Source organism: Flavobacterium olei (assembly GCF_039749035.1).
GTDB classification, from domain to species: Bacteria; Bacteroidota; Bacteroidia; order Flavobacteriales; family Flavobacteriaceae; genus Flavobacterium; species Flavobacterium olei.
Map to the genome: position 1 here is coordinate 308156 of NZ_JBDKWC010000006.1, position 23625 is coordinate 331780.

Consider the following 23625-nt stretch of genomic DNA (forward strand, 5'->3'; position numbering starts at 1 on the left):
ATTAACTTTTGTTTAAAGCCAATTTAATTCTGTTAAACCATTCTTTTCGCTTTGAACGGCTTTTTGCATTTCGAATTACTTCAGAGATATAGGTAATACCCCAAATAAAATCTGCAAGTTTACGGTATAAAATACTATGAGTAATTTTATAATAGTTTTTTCGCCCTTGTACATAAAACTTACTACGTGCTTTTGCTAACGAAAAACTACCTCCTGCTAAGTGAATGATTTTTGCTTCAGGAAAGAATACGGACTTCCTTCCCTTACGGTAATATCGATAAGATAACTCTGTTTCCTCAAAATATAGAAAAAAGCTAGGATCAAAAAAACCATATTGTTCTATATCGCTACGTCTCAACATCATATCTGCTCCAGTAACATTCGCAACAGTAATAAAATGGTCTGTTTTTATATTTTTCAATTTTTTCTTTTCTATTCTATTGCTAATAGCCCAACGTAATAATACATCAATCTCCATCAATATAGAGGGAAACAAAAAAGAATAAGAATGAGTTGTAGTGACACCATCTTCTTCAAATAATTGTCCTCCTACAATTGCTATATCTGAATTCTGATTTAGAAATCGCCATAGTATCTCAATGGCATTATTGACTAATAACGTGTCAGAATTCAGTAAGAAGATATAATCACCTGTTGAATGCTCAAATCCTAAATTATTAGCTCTTCCAAATCCTAAATTCTCAGGACTTTCTATAAGTATAACCTGAGGAAATTCTATTCTAACTTGCTTTACAGAATCATCTGAAGAAGCATTATCTACTACAATTACTTCAAATGATATTCCCGCAGTTTTCTCATAAACTGAACGTAGACATTGAAGTGTTAGCTCTTGAGTATTATAATTTACTATAATTATAGAAACATCCATGTTAAGAATCTTGAGAAGATAAGGTTTTAATAATTTTTCCCGGATTACCACCTACAATACTGAAAGGTGGAATATTTTTTGTTACTACTGCATTTGCTCCAACAATACTATTTCTACCTATAGTTACACCTGGCAATACAGTTACTTTGTCACCTAACCACACGTTATCTTCAATAATTACAGGACCTTTTGAATAAAGTGGACGCTGACGCGGAGTACTATCCATACTTTTAAAATTAGTATCTCCATGCCCGTTATCAGTTATAGTCAAACATCTTCCAGAAAGTACATTTTTTCCAATAGAAATTTTATGAATTGCAGTTATATGACTTTGTTCTCCGATTACTGTTCCATCACCAAAAGTTATCTCTGGAAAAACGAAATGTTCTTCCGAATCATTTATTTCCCAAGCTGTAAGGATAGCATCTTTCATTATACAAACATCATTTCCAATGGATATATATTTACCGCCTATCACTGTAGCTTTTCTATGAATGGAAGAACATGATCCAAATTTTTTAAACAAGCTGGAAATTCTCGCAGTATAAATATGTCGCGTACACACATCAATCCAAGCAGATAGACGTAAAGGATAAATATAAGACAAAATCTTACCTATAAAACCTGCTATAAAATAGCTGAATTTTATCAACTGCTTTTTCATAAAAAATATTTAAAAAATGCTATAATAATTAATTTAAAAACAAACAAATTTCATCAAAACTGTTACTCAAAACATTATTAAAAAACTAAAACTTACATTTTCACAGATAATATCGGCTGTAAAGTCAAGCTATAAATTTAATAAAATTTTGACCGTAAATTTAATGCTGAGTATAATAATCAGTATACTTTTACTTATTTTAGCTCAATATTTAACAAAGAAATTAAACTATATCCGTCACATTGGCATTCTTACGATTACCTTTATTGAGCCATTTAACTACATCAAAATTTTTTCGGTAAGCCCAACGATTATTATAAATATCACCAATAGATAATTTCCTTTTATAATGTCTTAAAAAAACTACCGATTTAACAGTGTTCATTTTTTTTGCTGCAAACATTACTTTATTATTTTCTGGCACAGGTAACTTATCAAAACGTTCTATTAATTCAGGTGTGCACAAATTACTGTCGGAAAACTTAAAAAACAAATTATTATAATTTATTCGGGCTTTACGTCTATTCCAGTTACTTATTGCTTCTTGTACGCTCTCATAATGCAAAAAATGTACTTCAACCTCTTTTAGTTTTGCAATCGGATAATAATGATTATTTTGAAAACGGTAATCATTAGCTTCCTTATACTTTGACTCATCTTTAAATAACAATTGCAAATGAATCAAGTGATTAAAATTCTCTAAAAAATCAATGTAACATGGGGCATGAAAAAATAAACCAACTATAGGAGTTGTATATTGCAATTGTAGATCTTCATACACACCTCCACCCCAACAATCGTTTGAAATAATGGTGAAATTATGATTTTTCAAACGTGTACGTGCAACTACGCAATATATCTTATCTAAAAGCCCTACAATTTTTATTAAAATCATGTTGAATTATTAATAAATTTACTACTATTATTATTATTATTATTATTATTATTATTATTATTATTATTATTATTATTATTATTATTATTATTATTATTATTAATTAAATTAACGTTTTCATCTCACAATAGTTTTTTTGATTTAAATTCTAATAATAACAAAAGAAATTTGTTATTATACTAACATTTTTTCTTCTAAATAAGTCATTACTAGATAATAGTTTAAATCTTGAACTTATTATTCTAATAATCTTAAACTAAACTAAGATTAATAAAACGGTAAATGATTTCCATCAAATTCGTATCTTAAGTCATGATTACGTTCACCTATGATCTTTGCAGGTATTCCAGCTACAATGGCAAATGGAGGAACATCTTTTGTTACTACACTACCAGCTGCTACAACAGCACCTTCGCCAATATGAACACTATGAAGAATAATAACATTAGGACCTATCCATGCTCTATCATCAATTTGTACCCGAAATGACGCATCAGAATTTCCTCCAAAATAGGGATCTCGGTGATCATGATGTTCAGTATATATACATACTCGAGACGAAAAATTAACATTCTTGCCAATAATTATCTTATTTCGAGCATCTAACAAGACATTATCTCCCATAATACTTCCTTCACCAATCGTAAGATTATAACCTGCTCGGATCTCAGCTCCCCAATAAATAACTGCTTTAGGTGCTAATTTTACAAACCATATATTTCTATACATAAAATTTCGAATACGATGAGAAGGTATTCGACCACATTCAAAATCCCAGTAACGATTAAATCCATAAATATAGTTTAGTAAAAAAGCCTTAAATGTCTTGCTTGCTGTTAGAGTGTCAGTATTAATTTCACTTTCTTTATTCTGAGAATACTCATTAGTTATATATCTCTCAGCTCTTTGATTAAAAAGTCTTAGTGGAATAAATGACAAGAAAATCCCAACAATTCTTCTAAATAGAATAATTATAATGAGAATTACTAAAAATAAATTACTCATAATTAATTATAATTTTAATTTTTTAATTTGGGTTTGCCAAGATAAATCTTCAACATCATATCCCTTATAAACATCAATATTCCGCTTTTCTGCAACAATTTCATTTAAAACTTCAATGAGCCTTAAATGATCTTTAACAGGTATACTTACACCATACCTCCCTTTTTCAATGAGATCTGTACAAGCGCCAACCTCTGTTGAAACAATATAATTTCGAAAACGTTTTGCCTCGTTAAGTACCAATGCGTAACTTTCCCAATCGGATGTCAACACAAAAACTTTCGCACGGTTATAATATTCCCATAACTCCTTCTTATCATAAATAGGTCCAACAAACTTTACTGAATCTATTTTATCAGGATTATCTTTAAAGAATAATTGTATAGTTTCTTCTATTACAGGTTCTATAGTTCCTATTAAACAAACTTGCCAAGTATTAAGGTCCACATTAGCTAATGCTCGTAGAAACATTTCTGTATTCTTTTCTGGACTGCCCAACCGACCAACAGTGATGATTAAATTATCTTTTTTTTCGAAATTCCGTTCATCAATACACAATGTTTGTAATAATTCTTCATCAAAGCCATTTGGCAATAATTGCAATCTGTCACCAAATTGGAACTCCGGAACATGAGTTTTTTTTAATTCTTCATAGGAGTTTGATGTCTCACATGAAAAATTATCAATTAATTTTAATGACGCAATCTTAATTTTCTGATGAATAAAATATTTAAATGAAAATCGAGAATCTTTTTTCTCCTCGACTATTACATTTGGATTTATATCTAATTTAACATAAACCTTTCCTTTAGAATTTAACTTTTTGTATATAAAAGATTGAAGTTCATAATATGGAGAACAGCTACGAATAAACATTAACATGTCAATTGATTTTGCATTCTTCGCAATATATAAACATGTTTTTAACAGTTCCGTAAATGTGGACTGTGGTTCTCTGTTCAGTTTTAAAGGTACAAGTTTCACTCCCTTCATAACATTAGGAAGAACTTTATTTTTTTCCGAAGGAGTATATAATATATTAACATTATAATCAAGCTTCTTCCCTAAATAGTAAGGTACAAAAAATACGTCCTTACTGATATGTTCTGGCCAAAGTGGATTAAATACTAATGTGAGATTCTTTTCGCTCATTTTCTTGAAACTTTAGATATTATTTTTTTTCCATATAGCATAATATTTACATCTAGGAATTTTGAAAAAATAGTAAACATAATTAATAACACTATTGCATTCACAAGAAGTTGAATAAACATAACATTTGAGACTGGTTTTAAATTAAGAAAATATAATACCCCAGATATGATAAACAATATTGAGATATATTTAGCTATGCGCAAATACATCAAAACCTTTCCATCCAACATTACAAAATAGCTTAAAATAAAAGCTGTTAATAGATGACCTAAACCTACAGATATAGGAAATACATTAATTCCTAACTTATTTACCATACTGATATTAAAGACAAGTACAATTACCTGAGCTAGTATTCCCCAAAAAGCATATATCTTTCCTTTATTTGAAGCCAGTAAAATTAAACCAAATATTATGTAAAGAATAATTCCGATAAATGCTAAACCATAATAGCGCATTAAATTGGTAATGACTAGTAGTGCATCTGAAGAAACTTTACCATGTTCGAAAAAGAATTTAATTAAAGGAGTGGCTGATCCAATAAATATAGGGACAGTTAGACACATAATAGCAAAGCAAGTAGTAAAATTTTCCTTAACAATTATTGCAAATTGATCTTTATCTTTTTGCGCAAAACTTTTAGCTAACATGGGCACCATAACCGTAGTTAATACACTGGAAATTACTGACTGAAGTATCATTGAAAACTGACGAGCATAGTCTAGTGAAGAAACACTTCCATCACCCAATGAATTGGCAATTAATTTTTCAGCTAATTGATTAATTTGTCCAGCAAAATAGGGAAAAAAGAATGGTAGAGCAAAAAGAATAAAAACTTTAATATCTTTCCAATATATTATCCAAAAGGGACGAAGTTTAAATGATTGTTTTCTTACATAATAGATTACAGCTATTAATAACAATAGAATGGCCACGTATTGTGATATCGCTAACGAATAAATTCCAATAACAGGCGCAAGAAAGATAATCATTAATAAATTACATACTGATGCTACAGAACCAGCAAACTCAGGAAGATAATAAATGTCATACGCATTCAGCACACTTATACCTATAGAAGTAACTTGATTAATTAATAATGTTGGCAACATAATCATCATCAACGATACAATAAGTGATAACTTTTTTGGAGATCCTGTAGGATCTAAAAGATGAGCAATAGGGTGAGTAAACATAAGAACAATAAAGCTTAAAATTATTGTAACTAAAACAGTAAATCCTACCAAAGAGACTGCTTTGGATAATGCGGCCTTCTCACCTTCCATTTCTTTTATAAAAACAAACTTGGTACGAAAGGTTTCATCAAGAGGTCCCCATAAAGCCAATCCAAATGTAGAAAAAATAGTCGTAGTCAAAATCCATGCATCTCGTTCTATACTTACTCCAAAGTACTTAGCTGTTAACGGCAACGTAACTATCGATAATGACATTCGAAGTAGACGTAATATAAAGAGGTAAAATGTTGTTGTTTTTAAATTAGATTCAGGCATGTTTTAAAAGGAGTTTTTTTTATTACATCTCCTACTATATTTGGATGAATATTCAGAAAAGTAATTTTAAAATAATAAGAATTAAAATTTTAGAATTAGTTTATAATAATACTTACTAAAACGACATTTCCTTAAAAATTTTTCTGATAATCAAAATTAAAACAGTGACAAAACCAGCCAATATTCCACCGAATAAAATTCCCTTAGCTTTTCCAAACCGTTCTTTAAATAATGGCAAGATCGGCTTGTCTATAATCTGAATCAATGGTGTCTCTTTGCGTAAAGTAACTTTTGCCAGTTCAGATTGCTTAACTAGTTCTGTTAAAATAGCTGTATTTGCTTGTACATCTACTTGTCTTCTTACAGATGGAGCGCGACGAACATTTAAAGCTGGATTTAAGTTGAATGTATTATCGTTTGCGATAGCAACTCCAGTAATTGCACCATTAAGTTCTCTACGGATGGAATCTACTTGACGCTCCAAAATTGCCATATTCATTCTGGCTTTTTTACTTTTCGTCTCTACATAAAATTTTCCAACTTGCTTTGCTAAAGCTTCACAAAAATACTTTGCAAACAATTCGTTTCCTGAAGAAACATCAATACTAACAATAGCAACCTTTTTGTCTTTTTGTGCAACTTTTAATCCTCCTCCTTGAGATATATTACTGTATATTTTTCCTAATATACTATCCTGAGCTCGAGTAAACTTAGTACGATCAGAATTAGGTAAAAATTCAATGAATTTAAATTTTTTATTATCCTGCCAATTCATCCGCCATTCATTATTTTCAATATACATTTCTGCAAAAGAAATTTCTTTACCTTTAAAATTAATTGGCATTAACAAAGTCTTTTCAACCATTGATCGTGATTTAAAAAGTTCTGTTAAATTTGTTCCTGAAAAAATTCCTCCACCACTACCACCTAAATCTAAACCAAAGGAACTGGCTAAACCTAATGCACCACCTAAACCGCCACCTCCTTTTTCATCTTCCATAGCAAATGTTAAAGTGGCAGTATAAATAGGCTTTTTTGAAAATGAATAAACTAATCCTAAAAACCCTCCTAGAAGTCCTGCCAAAACAATAACTTTCCATTTTGACAAAAGATAAATACCCCAATCTTTGATTTTAACTACTAATTCTTTCAACGATATTTCATCGTGCTTATCATTTGTTTTTTCCATTAAATTTATTTAAAAGCAGTAACAATTAATAATGCTAAACTTGCAAAAGCTGTACCTAGACCAGCCCATTCTCCTGCGCTCATCTTCTTCCTTTCAGGTTTTTCCGGAACTACAATCTGAGAATCTGGTTCAACTTTAGGGTAAGATCTAAAAAACAAAAATGAAGTTGTTACATCAGCCTTCCCATTAGGATAAATTATATAAGCTTTTCTCTTCCATCCTTTACTATCTACCCCCCCAACTGAGTTAATGTAATATTTAAATCCTTTTCCGCTTCTGTAAGGAATTTCAGAAGTCAATAATACATTTCCAGTTACTTTTACTCCTTCATTATAAATAGCAACTTCAATTTCATCTCCGGCAAATAATGTCACGTTAGAATAATGATTTTTATCTTTTACAATTTTTTCCCAATTTACAGGTATCGTTACGTATTTTAAGTCTTCTCTTAGCTTTTTACTCAATTTTTCTTTCAGTGTATCACTTTTAGATAAATTTAGATCAATACGTTCCAATTGTTCAATTTGCTCTTGCTTGATTGGTCTTTTTATTTTCATTCCATCAAGATTAGCGATAGATGTTAATCCTCCAGCTCTCATTACTACATTGTAAACTGTTTCTTTTTTATTTGCTAAAACATATTTACCCGGATAACTAACTGCACCAGTAATTGAAACCATTTCCGGCTTTTCATAAACAGCAATTCTTCGAATATTGATAACATCAAATGGCTTTAAAATGAAGTTTTTAACCTGTTCATTATTATCTGCTGTTATTTCCAGTTCCACCAATTCTATACGTTTTGGATCTGCATCATCAATTTCATCGGATTTTACCATTCTTGCAATTTCAACTCTTTTAGAAGCCGAACCTGTTAATCCTCCAACCTGAACAATTAAATCATTAAGAGTTAAGTTCTCGTAAAATTCATATTCACCCGGATTTTTGATTTCGCCGTCAATAGTTACTTTGTATTCCTCTCTAAAATCTAAAATAGAATAAACTGTTACAATGTCTTCACGTTTCAACTCAATATCTGCCGCTAAGTCACCAGACAATGCAGCCTCTAAATTTACATTTACAATTTCCGTACTTAAATCCGTTTTCAAACGTATAATTCTGGCACGCTTGCTATATGCATCTTCTTTTAAACCTTCAGCTCTTGTAACAAGATCAGAAACTCTCATTCCTTCGGTAAAAGAATAATAATCTGGTCTAAAAACTGCTCCTTCAATCTTAATTCTATTTTCAAAACGATTTAAAATTTTCGTAATTCTAAAAACATCACCAGATTGTGGCTGATATGATTTATATTCACTTTCATTAATATCGTGTACTTTAAATTCTTTTCCCGTTTTTTGAATTACATTTACAGATGCCGTATACGCAAATTCATTAAATCCTGAAGCAAAATTTAACAGATCAGAGAAAGTTTCCCCTTTTTTCATTTCAAAAATACCTGGACGCTTTACCTCTCCTTCAACAGTTACTCTTTCAGAATATGCCGGAATTCTGATCACATCATTCTCTTTTAAGGTAACATTATCAGACTGATCACCTTTTACTAAAAATCTGTAGATATCAACGTTTCTGTAAACCTTGTTATTTCTAATTAATTCTATGTTTCTGTAACTACCATTCTTTCCAGGACCACCTGCTAAATGTAATGCATTGTATACTGTAGCCAGAGATGAAATAGAGTAATTACCTGGTTGTTTACCCCCAACTATTGTAATCTTAATAGTTCTAATTCGACCCAAGCTAACACTTACTTGTGATTGCCCAGATCCTACTGTACTATATACTCGCGCAATTGCTGATTTAATTTTTTGTGTAGCAGCTTCAATTGACATTCCTGAAACTGCGATTTGTCCAACGTAATCTATCGTAACTTTTCCTTCGACACTTACCGGAATGCTAGCATTATATTCCTGAACACCATAGACACTCACTTGCAGTTCATCGCCTGGCCCTAAAATATAATTTACTGGTGTAGCCATTTTTAAATCGGGCTCGAAGTTTAACGTTGGATTATCAAAAAGTTCTGAGCCAAAAATTAGCGCGTTAGCCGAATCCTTTACTTTTTCATTTCTAATTTTTTCCTGTCTTCTACCAAAGTCCTCACTTTTGCTTGAAGTATCTGCTTTAGAGTCTTTGCTTTTTTCTTTTAGATTTTTCTTTTCATACTCCGTCAACTTAACTCTTAATTTGTTAAATTCAACTTGAGACATTCCTTTAGACAGAGCCATAGACTCAACCTGATCAATAGTAGTATTATTGCTTTTTAGCTGAGCACTCAACTTTGCCAGATCATCGTCAGAAATATAATCAACTTTTACGGTGCTCAAATCTTTAGATCTCATAATATCTTGTGCATTACTGTTTATAGACAGCATCAATACAAAAATTATGGTAAGAACGTATGTTATTTTTTTCATTTTTATGAATATTGTTTTTCGTAATAATCTTTATAAGCTCCTGAAGTTACATTATTAAGCCATTCCTGATTGCTTAAATACCAGTTTATTGTTTTTTCCAAACCTTCTTCAAAAGTAACTGATGGTTTCCAGCCTAATTCCTTATTAATTTTTGAAGCATCAATAGCATAACGTAAATCATGACCAGGTCTGTCTTTAACATAAGTAATAAGATTTTGAGATGTTCCCTTCTCTCTATCTAACTTAGAATCCATTATTTCACATAATAATTTAACCAAATCAATGTTTTTCCATTCATTAAAACCTCCTATATTATAAGTTTCATGGTTTTTACCTTCATGGAAAACAAGATCAATGGCGATCGCGTGATCTTCTACAAAAAGCCAATCTCTGGTATAATTTCCGTCACCATAAACTGGCAATGGTTTATTATTAATAATATTATTTATGAATAAGGGAATCAGTTTTTCTGGAAAGTGATAGGAACCATAATTGTTTGAACAATTTGTCAGTACATAAGGTAATCCGTATGTTTCTCCATACGCTCGTACGAAATGGTCAGAGCTCGCTTTTGAGGCAGAATAAGGAGAATTTGGATCATATGCTGTAGTCTCTGTAAAAAGTCCTTCTGCACCTAACGAACCATATACTTCATCTGTGCTGATATGATAAAATCTCTTTCCTTCAAAATTGTCTTTCCACTGGTTTTTGGCAGCATTAAGTAAATTCATCGTTCCTATAACATTTGTTTTCACAAATGCTAAAGGATCTTCAATTGATCGATCTACATGTGATTCTGCAGCCAGGTGAAGCACTCCTTCAAAATTATGAGTAGCAAAAAGTTCATTAATAAATGACTCGTCTACTATATCTCCTTTAATAAAAGTGTAGTTAGTTTTATTTTCAATATCCTTTATATTTTCTAAGTTACCTGCATATGTTAATGCGTCCAAATTAAAAATTTGATAATCGGGATATTTATTTACAAAACGTCTTACAACGTGAGAACCAATAAAACCGGCTCCACCAGTTATTAAAATTTTTTTCATTTTAAGTTTACTTAATTTAGTAATTCTGAATTTATCTTTTCTAATTCGCTGTAAATATCTTTTACATCTTGTGAACTTTCTTTTTGCAAAATCAAATTAGCGGTCTCTGTGTATACAAAAATAGTATTTTTTACGCCTAAAAAAGTCGTATGCTTATCGCAGCCTATCACCATATTGCCATTATTATCAACTGAATGTCCTCTCGACGCTAAATAATCATAAACTGACTCGAATGATCCTAAGTCTGACCAGGAAAAAGAAGCAGGTACAACCTTGATTTTTTTACTTCTTTCCATCACAGCATAATCAATACTTATGGATGGAATTTCCATAGACAGATCTAAATCTAAAAATCCGTCTTTACTTGCTTCCCAAACTTTTTTTGACTTTTCGTAAACGTCTGGTTGAAATTGCTTTAATTCTTCTAAAAGAACACTGGCTTTAAAACAAAACATTCCACTGTTCCATAAGAAATTACCTTTTGCAATAAACTCTTTTGCTGTGGTCTCATTTGGCTTTTCACGGAATGAAATAACGTTATCGCCCTCTGCTTCAATATAACCGTAACCTGTCTCTGGTTTAGTAGGAATCACCCCAAAAGTAACGATGAAACCATCTTTAGCTTTTGAAACTGCTTCAGCTATTGCCTGATTATAATTATCCATCTGATCAATTATGTGATCTGAAGGAGTAATGATTAAAATATCTTCCGGTTCAGATGCAAATGCCGCAAAAGCAATTGCGGCAGCGGTATTTCTAGGTGTAGCTTCAATAATGTTCACATAAGCGGTATCGGTCTTATCCATTACTTGTCCGCTAAGTTGATGATTATCAACATTACCAACAACCATTACTTTATTCGCCAAATGACTGTTTCTATCGACAGTCATTTCAAATAATGATTTCCCTTCAAATATTTCAAGGTATTGTTTTGGTCTGCTTTTACGAGAAAGCGGCCATAATCTGCTTCCCACACCACCTGTCAGGATTACGTGTGTTATTGATTTATTATTCATATTTTCTTAAAATAAAAAAAAGAATTTTAAAAACTATAGTCTATTATCAGCTAAAGTTCCTAAAATCCCCTTTACATCATAAATTAAACTATCTGGCTTTTGCAATTTTGCAAAATCTAGTTCTAAAAATTCCGAATGTGAAACTCCTAGGACTATAGCATCAAATTTATTATCAGGAATAGAGTCCAATGTTATTAAATTATATTCTTTTATTACATCCTGCCCATTCGCAAGCGGATCAAATATAGTAACGACAATACCATATTCTTTTAAGGCTCTTACAACATCAACAATTTTAGTATTTCTTACATCCGGACAATTTTCTTTGAAAGTAATTCCAAGCATCAATAGCTCAGCTCCATTTACTGAAATACCTTTTTTTATCATTAACTTCACAATTTGTGAAGCAACATACTCTCCCATGCTGTCATTTAAACGCCTTCCTGCTAAAATTATTTCAGGATGATAGCCAAACTCCTGTGCTCGCTGCGCTAAATAATAGGGATCCACACCTATGCAGTGCCCTCCAACAAGACCTGGTTTGAACGGCAAAAAATTCCATTTTGTTGAAGCTGCTTCTAAAACTTCCTGCGTATCAATATTCATTAAATTGAATATTTTCGCCAGTTCATTTACAAAAGCGATATTTATATCACGTTGCGAATTCTCTATAACTTTTGCTGCTTCGGCTACTTTAATAGACGGAGCTAAATGAGTTCCAGCTGTAATTACAGACTTATACAATTCATCAACTTTAAGACCTATTTCGGGAGTTGAACCTGAGGTAACTTTTAAAATTTTCTCGACCGTATGTTCTTTGTCTCCAGGATTTATTCTTTCTGGCGAATATCCTGCAAAAAAATCTTCGTTAAACTTTAATCCTGAAATCTGTTCTAAAACCGGGACACATTGTTCTTCTGTAACGCCGGGATAAACCGTAGATTCATAAATTACGATATCATCTTTTTTTAAAACTTTACCAACAGTTTCGCTTGATTTATATAATGGAGTTAAATCCGGCCTGTTATTTCTATCAACAGGAGTGGGAACTGTAACAATATAATAATTACAATCTCTAATATCTTCTAATGATGTTGTGCAATATAAACCCGTTTCTTCTTTAGGATTATCGATTAATACTTTTTGTAAAACATCATCTTCAACCTCTAAAGTAGTATCAGTTCCGGATTTTAAAGAATTGACGCGGGATTCATTTATATCAAATCCAACAACTGCATATTTTGTAGCAAATAATCGAGCTAAAGGCAATCCTACATAACCTAAACCTACAACTGCAATTTTCACTTTTTTTTCTAAATTCATATAATGCAAATTAATTTGGTTCTTAATTTCACGGCTACGCCGTTCCAAGTCACATATTTCTGACTCAGATACCTAAATTAATCATTTTCGGCAAATATAATACAATAAGTCTAGTTATTCAATACGGTTTCACGTAATATTAACCTTAGGAAAAAGTAAAGATTTACAACAGCTTACAAATCAGACTGTAAAAAATTACTTTATAAAAAAAACAGAAGAAAAAATCCAATAAAAGACTTCTCTTCTGTTTTTATTAATGAATAACGATATTATTTATATTTTATTTTAAGCACACAACCTAATGTTTCCAACACAAGAATATAAGAATTATTGGAAACTTCCTGTACAATTGCATTTTGGTTACTAAATACTCCAGATTCTAATTTAATCCTATCACCAACTTGTATATTTGAAACTGAAATCTCACTTAAATTTGACGCCTTTAAGCTCTGTTTTATAATTTCTATTTCCTGGTCCTTAACAATTGCAGGCTTTCCCAACCAAAACAAATATCTCACAACTCCTGAAACCTGAAAAGCAGAATTTCGTTCAGAATCATTTAAGCGGACAAAAACATAAGAGTTAAAAAGAGGAACTTCTACTTTCTTTTTTCGATCCGACCATTGTTTAACTTGTGTAATTAGAGGACAATAGCACTCTATACCTAACTGATTTAGCTTATCGGCAACTTTTTTTTCCCATTTAGGTTTTGTATATACTACGTACCAATTCATTTATATCATTTTATGAAGTAATCCTCAACAACTTCGCTATTATACTTCATTTAAAATCAACTACGCTCCTATGCCGTTATAAACGAAACCAATTGATTCTAATTGTTTACCATCTAAAATATTCCTTCCGTCAAAAACAAAGGCTGGTTTATGCATCGCGTCATAAATTTTTTTCCAATCATAGGTGGTAAACTCATCCCATTCTGTTAAGACTGCAATTGCATGCGCATCTTTACATGCCTCATAAGCATTTTCAAAAACATTTAATGCATTTAAATTTTCTTCATTTGTTCTTGTTTCTAAATAATTCAAATCATTTAACATTTTGTTTTTAGAAACCTTAGGATCAAAAACGGAAATTTTCGCCTGCTCATTTATTAGGTCATTAGCTACATAAATTGCTGCAGATTCTCTGGTGTCATTTGTATCCTTCTTGAAAGCCCATCCTAAAAAGGTGATTTTCTTATCGGCTACCGTATTGTATAAGGTCTGAACAATTTTATTTGAAAATCTTCTTTTCTGGTGATCATTCATAATGATGACTTGTTCCCAATAATCAGCAACTTCATTTAAACCGTACGATTTTGCAATATAAACCAGATTCAGTATATCTTTTTGAAAACAAGATCCGCCAAATCCTACAGATGCTTTTAGAAATTTAGGTCCAATTCTACTGTCCATTCCAATTGCTTTTGCAACTTCATTTACATCTGCACCCGTTTTTTCACATAATTCTGACATCGCATTTATGGATGAAATACGTTGAGCCAAAAATGCATTGGCCGTAAGCTTGGATAATTCTGAAGACCAAACATTAGTTGTGAGGATTTTATCCTTACTGACCCAATTTGCATACACATCAACTAGCGAATTGATTGCTTCCTGACCTTCTATTGTTGTATCTCCTCCAATTAAAATACGGTCTGGATTTAATAAATCGGTTACTGCTGTACCCTCAGCCAAAAATTCAGGATTTGATAAAATTTGAAACTGAACTCCGTTTCCGGTATTATCTAATATACTTTTAATCGCTTCTGCAGTTCGTACCGGCAAAGTCGATTTTTCTACCACGATTTTATTTTGCTTTGCTACTCTTGCAATTTGCCTTGCACATAATTCAATATATTTTAAATCGGCTGCCATTCCTTTACCCTTTCCATAGGTTTTGGTAGGTGTGTTTACCGAAATAAATATCATTTGAGCATCATCTATAGCTTTGTCAACATCTGTCGAAAAAAATAGATTTCTGCCTCTCGCTTCTGCAACGATTTCAGAAAGACCAGGTTCGTAAATTGGTATATTTTCCGGATTGGGATTATTCCAGTCTGCAATTCTTTGTTCATTCAAATCAACAACTGTAACCTGAATATCAGGACATTTTTGCGCAATAACTGCCATTGTCGGACCTCCAACATATCCTGCACCAATGCAGCAAATTTTTGTAATTTTCATTTGATCTCTATTATCTTGATCTTGATTATTTTAAATTATTCCAATACCATCCGACAGCTTCTTTCAATCCTTCCTGTAGAGAATACTTCGGATCATAACCAAGATGTTTTTTGGCTTTGTCAATACTTGCTAAAGAATGCGGAATGTCTCCTGCTCTGTTTTCACCGTAAACTATTTCTATATCAGCAATCTTAGGGTCATATTGTGATAAATATTCTTTTAGATATTTAACTAAATCATTTAAGGTATTTCTTTCTCCATAAGCAGTATTGTAAACGATATTAACTGCTTCCGGATTTTGACTTGTCATTGCCAAATCATTCATCTGAATGACATTATCTATATAAGTAAAATCACGGGAGTAATTCCCATCTCCGTTAATTACAGGGCTTTCATGATTCATAAATTGTTTTACAAATTTCGGAATCACCGCCGCATATGCACCTTCTGGATCTTGCTTCCTGCCGAAAACATTAAAATACCGAAGACCTATCGTTTCCAATCCGTATGTTTTACTAAAAATTTCAGCATACAACTCATTTACATATTTAGTAATTGCATAAGGCGACAAAGGTTTTCCAATAACATCTTCTACTTTTGGTAATCCTTGCGAATCTCCGTATGTTGAAGAACTTGCTGCATATACAAATCGTTTCGCTTTTGCATCTCGCGCTGCAGTGAGCATATTTAAGAACCCGGAAACATTTACATCGTTTGTTGTAATCGGATCTTTTATTGATCTTGGAACAGAACCCAAGGCAGCCTGATGCAAAACATAATCAACACCTTCCACTGCTAAATTACAACGATCTAAATCCCTAATGTCTCCTTCAATAAGTTTGTAATTTGGATTTTCTAAAAAATCTCCTATGTTATGACGATGTCCTGTTGAAAAATTATCCAGACAAACTACTTTATTTCCCAAGCCTAAAAAATACTCAGTCAAATTTGAACCAATAAATCCAGCTCCGCCTGTTATTAAAATTGTATTTTTTGCTATATTTTCCATGTATTATATTTAGCTTTTTCTAAATCGATTTAAAAGCGTTTTCCAAAATCCTCTTTTCGATTCCTCATCATGATAACCATTTGAGTACGAACCATAACCGTATCCATAACCATAACTTGAGCCATATTTGGCTTTATTTTCATAACCATTTAAAACAATACTTACATTACTTAGCTCTCCTCGTTTTAATCTGGTATTTAACAACGTTATCATATCTTTCTTAGTATAATTTTGTCTGACGATATATAAAGTCACATCTGCAAACTGAACTAATTCTAATGAATCTGCTACCAGCCCTACTGGCGGAGTATCTAAAATGATGTAATCATATTTTAATTTTAATTCATCAATCAACTCTTTCATTCCATCACTTAATATAAGTTCTGATGGATTTGGCGGAATTGGCCCAGAAAGTATTACATCTAAATTTGGAATTTGGGTTGAATTTGTAATTTCTGCCAGATTATTTTGCTTAATCAGATAATTAACAACTCCTAAAGGCGTTGTCAATTGAAACTCATCTGCCAATCTTGGTTTTCGCAAATCCAGGCCTACAATTACAGTTTTCTTTTCGCTTAAAGCGAAAACAGTAGCAATATTGATAGAGCAGAAAGTCTTTCCTTCACCACTTATAGATGAAGTAATCATTAATGTTTTTGACCCATTCACCTGTTGCTTTTTATATAAAAACTGAAGCGAGGATCGTATTCCTCTGAAAGCCTCAGAAAGAGCAGATTTTGGCTTTTCAAATACCGCTAAATTTATTGAATCTTTATTAACACCAATGACACCTAGTAGAGGTATTTGCGTTAATTTACTAATATCTTCAATATTCTGAATTGAATTGTTAATAAAGAAAATCCCAAGAATAAATACTAACGGAATTAAAATCCCCAAAAACAAAGCCATTATATAATTGACTGACGTTTTTGGACCAATTAATCCTCCCCCAATATCTTTCGCAGGATCTATAAAATGAATATCTGATAAATTTGATGCCCTTACAATTTCAGCTTCATTTCTTTTTTGAAGAAACTCCGTATAGATATTATCATTCAAATCGTATTTCCTTTTGATCTTCAGGAGTTCCTGCTGTTCTACCGGAAGCTTTCTGACTGTACTCTCCGCTTGTCCCATTTTGGCATTTACCAAAGAAAGATCGTAAAGCAAGGATGCTTTTGCTGTAACAATGTTTTCCTGAAGCACATTTTTTACAGCTGCCATCTGATTATCAAAATCCTTAAAGATTTTTTCGCTTTTTACAGCATACGCCATTTCCGATCTTTGTGTAGAAAGGGCTATCAATTTTGAAACACTGGCAACAATATTAGGATCTTCAATTCCGGCAACGGATGGAGCGGGTAATCTGGAATAATCTTCACTACTGTTTAAATAAGACTTGAGAGAATTATAATAAGCAATTTTTCTGGTCAATAGATCTTTTTCAACATCAAAACCCATTATTTTCTCTGAAACTTTAGCACCGCCATCTTCTATTTCGTAGATGTTTTTGTCTTTTTGAAAAGTTTTTAACTCATTTCCGGTTTGTTTGAGCTGAGATTCCATTGCAACCAGAGTACTGTCAATAAATCTAATTGTGTTGGTTGCAAATTGATTTTTACCGTCAAGCTGAATTTTAATAAGCATTTTTACAGTCGAGTTTAAATAGTCAACCATTCTTGCTTTATTTGTTCCTTGCATAGATAAAGTCAATATTGATCCTCCACTTTTTCCACCGTCGACATTTATACCTTTATATCCGGAAACGGTTCCGTCAAAATCATTAAATCTGACAAAATACTCTTTTCCTTTATAAAAACCTGGATTATCTTTTATCTGCACTTTCCAACTTAAGAATGGAAGATTAACCGTTTCTCCAACTTTATATTTTTTAGCAAAAATAGTTGGCTGTACAGAAGTATTACTATATGTATTATCACTATATTTAATTAAAGAAACAGAATTGGATTCAAAAGGAATTTGAATTTGATATTGATTTTCGCTCAAAAACTTAATCTTTATCAAAGTATTAGCAAGCTGTCCTTTTGTTTTATCTATTTCTACATAGAAAGGTACAGCTCCATAAGAATCCACAAGATTATATTCTCCCTGTTCCAGATAATCAATATAAAATTGTAGTTTATCGACCACTAGCTCATTATGAGATCTGGACTGCAAAATAGTAGAAATACCATTTACCTGATCAGAGATTCCTCCCCAATTAAAGACCAGACTTGTATTGGCAGTAAAAAACGGATTACTTTCTTCTTTAATAGAAACCATGGTTTGCATACCGTAAATTTTTTCTTTACGGATATTTACCTGATAAGCGATAGTAAAAGCAATAATTAAACTAACCAGAAACCATTTCCAGTAACTAATAATTTTCAACAAAAAACCTTTAAAATCAAAATTGGAATGATTTTCAAAAATGGAAAAGTCTTTGATATCTAACATTTTCTAAATCAGTTTTAATTTTTTATAATAAGATAAACTGTTGTCGCCAAAGACAGCAATGTAATTATCGTTCCTATAGATTGTATCCCTGTCTGGCCAGTTCCCCATGTTTTTTGCCTCAATGGTTTTACATAAATATAATCGTTGGGCTGTAAATAGTAATATGGCGATTTCATGACATTTACATCGGTAAGATCAATATCATGCATTTGAACTCCTGTTGGAGTCTGACGAATTATAGTGACTTCTTTTCTATTTCCTACTGTAGTAATATCTCCTGCGTTGGCTACAGCTTCTAAAATGTTCACATTATCTTTAAATAATGTTTTGGTACCGGTACTTCCAACCTCGCCATTTATTGTATATCTGAAACCCGCTAATTTTACTGTCACAAAAATATTGGCTTCACTTTTAAAATATTCTTCCAGTAATTTCTTTTCTATTTTTATACGAACTTCTTCAAGTGTATAACCAATTACGTTTATTTCTCCTAAAATTGGCACTCTTATATTACCATGATCATCCACTGTGAAACCATCGAAATACAAACCAGATTCAGATTTTCCTGTCGAACCATCCTGACCTTCACTGGTATTAAATATGGTAACCAGTTTTGGATCAATTGCTTTTATAGTAACACTTAAAATATCATTAACCTGTAGTCGATAAGGTTTTGACTCAACAGCTGTAATAGCACTTTGCTCTCCCGAACTGTTTTTATCCTGCAAATAAACTAAATCTTTAATCGGAATACACGATGTAAATAATGCTGAAATTAATAAGAATAAAAAAAAGCTATTTTTTGTCATTAGTTCAATTTTATCGCAAATGTAGCTTTTCCTTAATGGTCCGGAAAAACCAAACTGTATTTGGGTTTAATTAATTATTTTTAAATGTTTTTTCAAATGGAACTCTGTGCAAAATACTTCGCCCCAGCGTTACTTCATCAGCATATTCCAATTCATCGCCAACGGATATTCCTCTTGCGATTGTAGATATAATAATTTCAACGTCCGCGATTTGTTTGTAAATATAAAAATTTGTTGTATCGCCCTCCATCGTTGAACTTAGAGCAAAAATTATTTCGCTCACTTTTCCATCCTTCACTTTGTCAACCAAACTTGATATATTTAACTGACTGGGCCCCACGCCTTCTATTGGAGAAATTTTCCCTCCTAAAACATGATAAATCCCTTTAAACTGCCCGGTATTTTCAATCGCCATTACATCTCTGATATCTTCAACAACACATATGGTCTCATGATTTCTCAAGGCATTGGCACAAATCTCACAAGTTTTAGTATCCGAAATATTATGGCAGCTTTCGCAAAACTTAATATCCTCGCGCATATTTAATAATGCCTGAGACAAAAAAGAAGTCTGTTCTTTTGGCTGCTTAAGCAGATGTAGAACTAGTCGAAGCGCGGTACGTTTACCTATACCCGGTAACTGCGACATTTCGTTTACTGCTTTTTCAATAAGTTTTGATGAAAATTCCATGACGACAAAAGTAATACTTTTAATGATTTTGCCAGCATTCCAGCTACTAAATTCGGCCTGCAGAAACATTCAATTGTTGATACTACAATTCTTTCATATTCTGTTCGGTACCTGATTAAAAGCTGAGTTGTTTTTACAAATCATCAATTACTTCATTAATATTGACTTGTCGCTAATAAAACTAATGTGCACGCCACTTCTTTTTTAATATTGTTCAACTCTAATAATTGATATAATTCCGGATTTTCTGTTCCAGGATTAAAAATTACTCTTTCCGGTTGTGCTTCAATGATATAATTATAATAATCTCTCTGACGGGCAGGATTTAAATACAACGTAATTGTATCTATATTTTTAACTGGTATTGCCTTTGTCTGAATTTTTACTCCTGCCACTTCTCCCGCTTTCTGACCTATCGCCAGAACAGAATGACCTTTACCAACTAACATGTTTACAGCTCTGTATGAATAACGTTCCGGATTTGTAGATGCTCCAAGAACTAATGTTTTCTTATTTTTCATTTTTTCGATTTAGAATGCAAAAGTAAACAAAAAGACCGATGTAACCTTATCTAATTGATTGTGAATTGAGAAGAATTAAAACATTATCCTAACATAAATCAGCGCAAAGACATCAAAAAATAACTACATTTACTTTACCTAACCCAAACTATATGGAATTATTCATTTATTTATTTGCTGCTCTATTTTCAGTACTGAACCCTATCGGCACGGTCCCGATATTTGTCGGATTAACACAACATGATTCCAAAAAAGAGAGATCGCGAATTTCTCTCTGGACCGCAATTAATGTTTTTATAATATTATTGGTTTCTTATTTTATTGGTCAATATGTTTTATCTTTTTTCGGAATAAGTATAGATGCACTGAGAATAGCAGGCGGAATTGTTATTGTAAATTCTGGTTTTTCTTTACTTTCAGGAAAATTCAATAAAAAACGCGGAATCAACAAAAAGATAGAAAACGAGGCACAGCAAAGAAATGATATAGCGCTTACGCCACTCGCAATTCCGATGTTGGCGGGACCCGGTTCTATGTCACTTTTAATTGCTTTTTATCAGGAACACCATCAACTAAACGAAATTATAATTTCATCACTAGCTATTTTAGCTATTGCAGTTGCTATTTTCCTAATCTTAAAAAGTGCACATTATTTAGCCAGGATACTAGGCGCTTCGGGAATTGTTGCCATTTCCAGAATTGTTGGATTTATCGTAATCTCAATCGGAATTCAGTATATCGTTAGTTCAATAGTAAATATTGCAAAAGGAAATTTGCTATAATACAGTATGTAATTTAAAAGAAAAAAGGGATAAATTCACAGTGTGTTTTTATCCCTTTATATTTAATAAATCTTTTTTTAACTTCTCGGAAGAAAAACTTCCGCCATCATACATCTGGCACTTCCGCCTCCGCATGCTTCGATAGTATCCAAACTTGAACTTAAAATTTCAGCGTGATTTTCTAATTGTGCTATTTGTTTTGGAGTTAAACTCTGATGAGCCGATGCACTCATTACAATGTAACGTTTATCATCTGAACCTCTAAGTTCTAACATATTTCCGGCGAAATTATTTACCTGCGCTTCGGTAATTAAGATAATTTCCTTGTTATCTGCCTTCAAATTATCCAGAACCATTTTACGTTCTTTTTTATCATCAATACAATCTGCGCAAATTACTGCAAAGGTTTCTCCTAAGCACATCATTACATTAGTATGATATATAAGTTTACGCTCACCGTCTACAGTCTGAAAAGCTTCAAAGATAACCGGGGCATAATCAAAATCTTCACAAAATTCGATAAACAGTTCTTCATCTGCTCTTGGAGATAATGCGCAATATGCTTTTCCGTTTGCTCTGTCTAATAACAAACTTCCTGTTCCTTCTAAGAAAATGCCATCTTCTTCCGCAGAGGTATAATCCATGATTTCTGTAATCTCGAATCCTTTTTCCTCCAAAGTATCCAAAATATCCTCACGGCGTTCCTGACGTCTGTTCTCTGCAAACATAGGATAAAGTGCTACATCTCCATTTTCATGAAAAGAAACCCAGTTGTTTGGAAAAATACTGTCTGGGGTATCCGTTTCTAAGGTGTCTTCAATAACAGTAACATCTACACCAACTGCTCTTAATTTCTCAACAAAAGCATCGAATTCCTGTTGCGCTTTAGCATTAACAGTACTTGGTAAAAGTCCGTCCAATACTTTTTGATAATAATTATTTACAGCAGTCTGCTCATTCATTCTGAAGGCGACTGGACGAATCATCACTATAGCGTTTGTTGTTTGTCTCATGATTTTTATATTTTTTTGTTTCAGGTTTTAAGTTTCAGGTTTGTGGAAACATGAAACATTAAATTTGAAACAAACTCTTAATCTCTAATTAATGGCAAAGTTGAACATCTCAACAAACCTTCCTGTTTGGCAATTTCCGCGTATGGAATTTCTTCTACTACAAAACCATTTGCACGAAGCCAATTGTTTAACCTCGTAAAGTTTTTTTCAGAAACCACTACATTTTCATCAATCGAAAATACATTGGAGAACATATTGTACATTTCATTTCTTTCGATGTGAAATAAATTTTCTTTTCCAAAAAGATTCACCAAATACAAATAATCTGCCTCCTCACGGAATCCTCTTTTATAAATGATTCCCTTATTTTTCCCGACAGGTTGAAAACAACAGTCAAGATGCAGGGCATTGTCTCTGGCTTCCAGTTTTGATTTCACCAAATCGAATTCCTTAACAATTTTATTTGGAAATAATTCTTTGATAAAGTTAACGCCCTGCATATTTGTGCGTGCGGTAATGTAATCCTTATAGTCACTTCCTTTATAAGTTCCCACAAAAATGTGGTCATTCCAAAGCATAACATCTCCTCCTTCAATATGAACTTCCTCAGGAGGACGAACCACTTTTAGAGGATCTATTTGATCTATTACATATTGAATGGCATCTAATTCTCTTTCTCTATCCGGAAGTATATTTGACTTTACAAAAGTATCATCAATAACAAAACCGATATCTCTGGCAAAAATCTGATTGTAGTTTTCAATCATTTCCGGTCGATAAACCGTTACATCATACTTCTTGAAAACAGCATTAAAAGCCTCCATCTCGACAACCATATCTTTTTCTAAAGGATAGGTTCCCGCTTTAATATGTTCCAATGATTTAGGATCATAAGCTTCTTCCAGCGTTGGAGTCGGCCCATTATGAACAGCAGAACCTAAAACAACTGCACGAAGCCTGGATGTTTCGTTCTTTACATTTAATTGCAACATAACCTTATTATATTTTGAGCAAATATAAAAA

The 23625-nt window shown here is 32.2% G+C and carries 21 protein-coding genes; 1 reads left to right on the plus strand and 20 read right to left on the minus strand.

Annotated elements, in window-relative coordinates; genetic code table 11:
- Position 1 precedes the first annotated feature (1 nt).
- The 18 genes from ABEB31_RS17340 to ABEB31_RS17425 form a co-directional block, all read right to left on the minus strand.
- Positions 2-889, minus strand: a complete 888-nt coding sequence (locus ABEB31_RS17340; RefSeq protein ID WP_347052932.1) for a glycosyltransferase family 2 protein — start codon at positions 887-889, stop codon at positions 2-4.
- 1 nt (position 890) lies between these two features.
- The gene (locus ABEB31_RS17345) at positions 891-1553 is read right to left on the minus strand and encodes an acyltransferase (protein ID WP_347052933.1); all 663 of its coding nucleotides are present in this window, start codon (positions 1551-1553) and stop codon (positions 891-893) included.
- A 223-nt stretch (positions 1554-1776) separates the two neighbouring features.
- On the minus strand, positions 1777-2448 hold the full coding sequence (locus ABEB31_RS17350; protein ID WP_347052934.1) for a DUF1919 domain-containing protein: 672 nt from the start codon (positions 2446-2448) through the stop codon (positions 1777-1779).
- Between the two features lie 267 nt (positions 2449-2715).
- Positions 2716-3453, minus strand: a complete 738-nt coding sequence (locus ABEB31_RS17355) for an acyltransferase (protein ID WP_347052935.1) — start codon at positions 3451-3453, stop codon at positions 2716-2718.
- Positions 3454-3459: 6 nt separating this feature from the next.
- Positions 3460-4605 (minus strand): glycosyltransferase family 4 protein, encoded by a 1146-nt coding sequence (locus tag ABEB31_RS17360; RefSeq protein ID WP_347052936.1) that lies wholly within the window; start codon positions 4603-4605, stop codon positions 3460-3462.
- Positions 4602-6119, minus strand: coding sequence for a murein biosynthesis integral membrane protein MurJ (murJ, locus tag ABEB31_RS17365; RefSeq protein ID WP_347052937.1), 1518 nt, complete (start codon positions 6117-6119; stop codon positions 4602-4604). The genes ABEB31_RS17360 and murJ overlap by 4 nt, the downstream gene beginning before the upstream one ends.
- A 115-nt stretch (positions 6120-6234) precedes the next feature.
- A complete protein-coding gene (locus ABEB31_RS17370; protein ID WP_347052938.1) occupies positions 6235-7308 on the minus strand; it encodes a Wzz/FepE/Etk N-terminal domain-containing protein in 1074 nt (357 codons plus the stop codon).
- A gap of 5 nt (positions 7309-7313) precedes the next feature.
- A complete protein-coding gene (locus tag ABEB31_RS17375) occupies positions 7314-9746 on the minus strand; it encodes an SLBB domain-containing protein (protein ID WP_347052939.1) in 2433 nt (810 codons plus the stop codon).
- Positions 9747-9748: 2 nt separating this feature from the next.
- Positions 9749-10795 (minus strand): dTDP-glucose 4,6-dehydratase, encoded by a 1047-nt coding sequence (gene rfbB / locus ABEB31_RS17380; RefSeq protein WP_347052940.1) that lies wholly within the window; start codon positions 10793-10795, stop codon positions 9749-9751.
- An 11-nt stretch (positions 10796-10806) separates the two neighbouring features.
- Positions 10807-11811 carry a mannose-1-phosphate guanylyltransferase gene (locus ABEB31_RS17385; protein WP_347052941.1) on the minus strand — a complete coding sequence of 335 codons (1005 nt, stop codon included), beginning with the start codon at positions 11809-11811 and terminating at the stop codon, positions 10807-10809.
- Between the two features lie 33 nt (positions 11812-11844).
- Positions 11845-13134 carry a nucleotide sugar dehydrogenase gene (locus ABEB31_RS17390; protein ID WP_347052942.1) on the minus strand — a complete coding sequence of 430 codons (1290 nt, stop codon included), beginning with the start codon at positions 13132-13134 and terminating at the stop codon, positions 11845-11847.
- A 269-nt stretch (positions 13135-13403) separates the two neighbouring features.
- Positions 13404-13868, minus strand: a complete 465-nt coding sequence (locus ABEB31_RS17395) for a UpxY family transcription antiterminator (RefSeq protein WP_347052943.1) — start codon at positions 13866-13868, stop codon at positions 13404-13406.
- 60 nt (positions 13869-13928) lie between these two features.
- Complete coding sequence (locus ABEB31_RS17400) at positions 13929-15320, minus strand: UDP-glucose 6-dehydrogenase (protein WP_347052944.1); 1392 nt, start codon at positions 15318-15320, stop codon at positions 13929-13931.
- 25 nt (positions 15321-15345) lie between these two features.
- A complete protein-coding gene (locus ABEB31_RS17405) occupies positions 15346-16329 on the minus strand; it encodes an SDR family oxidoreductase (protein WP_347052945.1) in 984 nt (327 codons plus the stop codon).
- 9 nt (positions 16330-16338) lie between these two features.
- Positions 16339-18786: a polysaccharide biosynthesis tyrosine autokinase gene (locus ABEB31_RS17410; protein WP_347052946.1), complete on the minus strand. Its 2448-nt coding sequence runs from the start codon at positions 18784-18786 to the stop codon at positions 16339-16341.
- Positions 18787-18800: 14 nt separating this feature from the next.
- The gene (locus ABEB31_RS17415; RefSeq protein ID WP_347052947.1) at positions 18801-19595 is read right to left on the minus strand and encodes a polysaccharide biosynthesis/export family protein; all 795 of its coding nucleotides are present in this window, start codon (positions 19593-19595) and stop codon (positions 18801-18803) included.
- Positions 19596-19665: 70 nt separating this feature from the next.
- Positions 19666-20286, minus strand: a complete 621-nt coding sequence (gene recR / locus ABEB31_RS17420) for a recombination mediator RecR (protein ID WP_347052948.1) — start codon at positions 20284-20286, stop codon at positions 19666-19668.
- 155 nt (positions 20287-20441) lie between these two features.
- A complete protein-coding gene (locus ABEB31_RS17425; RefSeq protein ID WP_347052949.1) occupies positions 20442-20807 on the minus strand; it encodes a CoA-binding protein in 366 nt (121 codons plus the stop codon).
- Between the two features lie 152 nt (positions 20808-20959).
- Here ABEB31_RS17425 and ABEB31_RS17430 point away from each other — a divergent pair, with 152 nt between their 5' ends.
- Positions 20960-21589: a MarC family NAAT transporter gene (locus tag ABEB31_RS17430; protein ID WP_347052950.1), complete on the plus strand. Its 630-nt coding sequence runs from the start codon at positions 20960-20962 to the stop codon at positions 21587-21589.
- 77 nt (positions 21590-21666) lie between these two features.
- Here ABEB31_RS17430 and ctlX read toward each other — a convergent pair whose 3' ends face one another.
- Together ctlX and ABEB31_RS17440 are read right to left on the minus strand one after the other, a co-directional pair.
- Positions 21667-22602 (minus strand): citrulline utilization hydrolase CtlX, encoded by a 936-nt coding sequence (gene ctlX, locus ABEB31_RS17435; protein WP_347052951.1) that lies wholly within the window; start codon positions 22600-22602, stop codon positions 21667-21669.
- Positions 22603-22679: 77 nt separating this feature from the next.
- The gene (locus tag ABEB31_RS17440) at positions 22680-23594 is read right to left on the minus strand and encodes a dimethylarginine dimethylaminohydrolase family protein (protein ID WP_347052952.1); all 915 of its coding nucleotides are present in this window, start codon (positions 23592-23594) and stop codon (positions 22680-22682) included.
- Between the last annotated feature and the right edge of the window lie 31 nt (positions 23595-23625).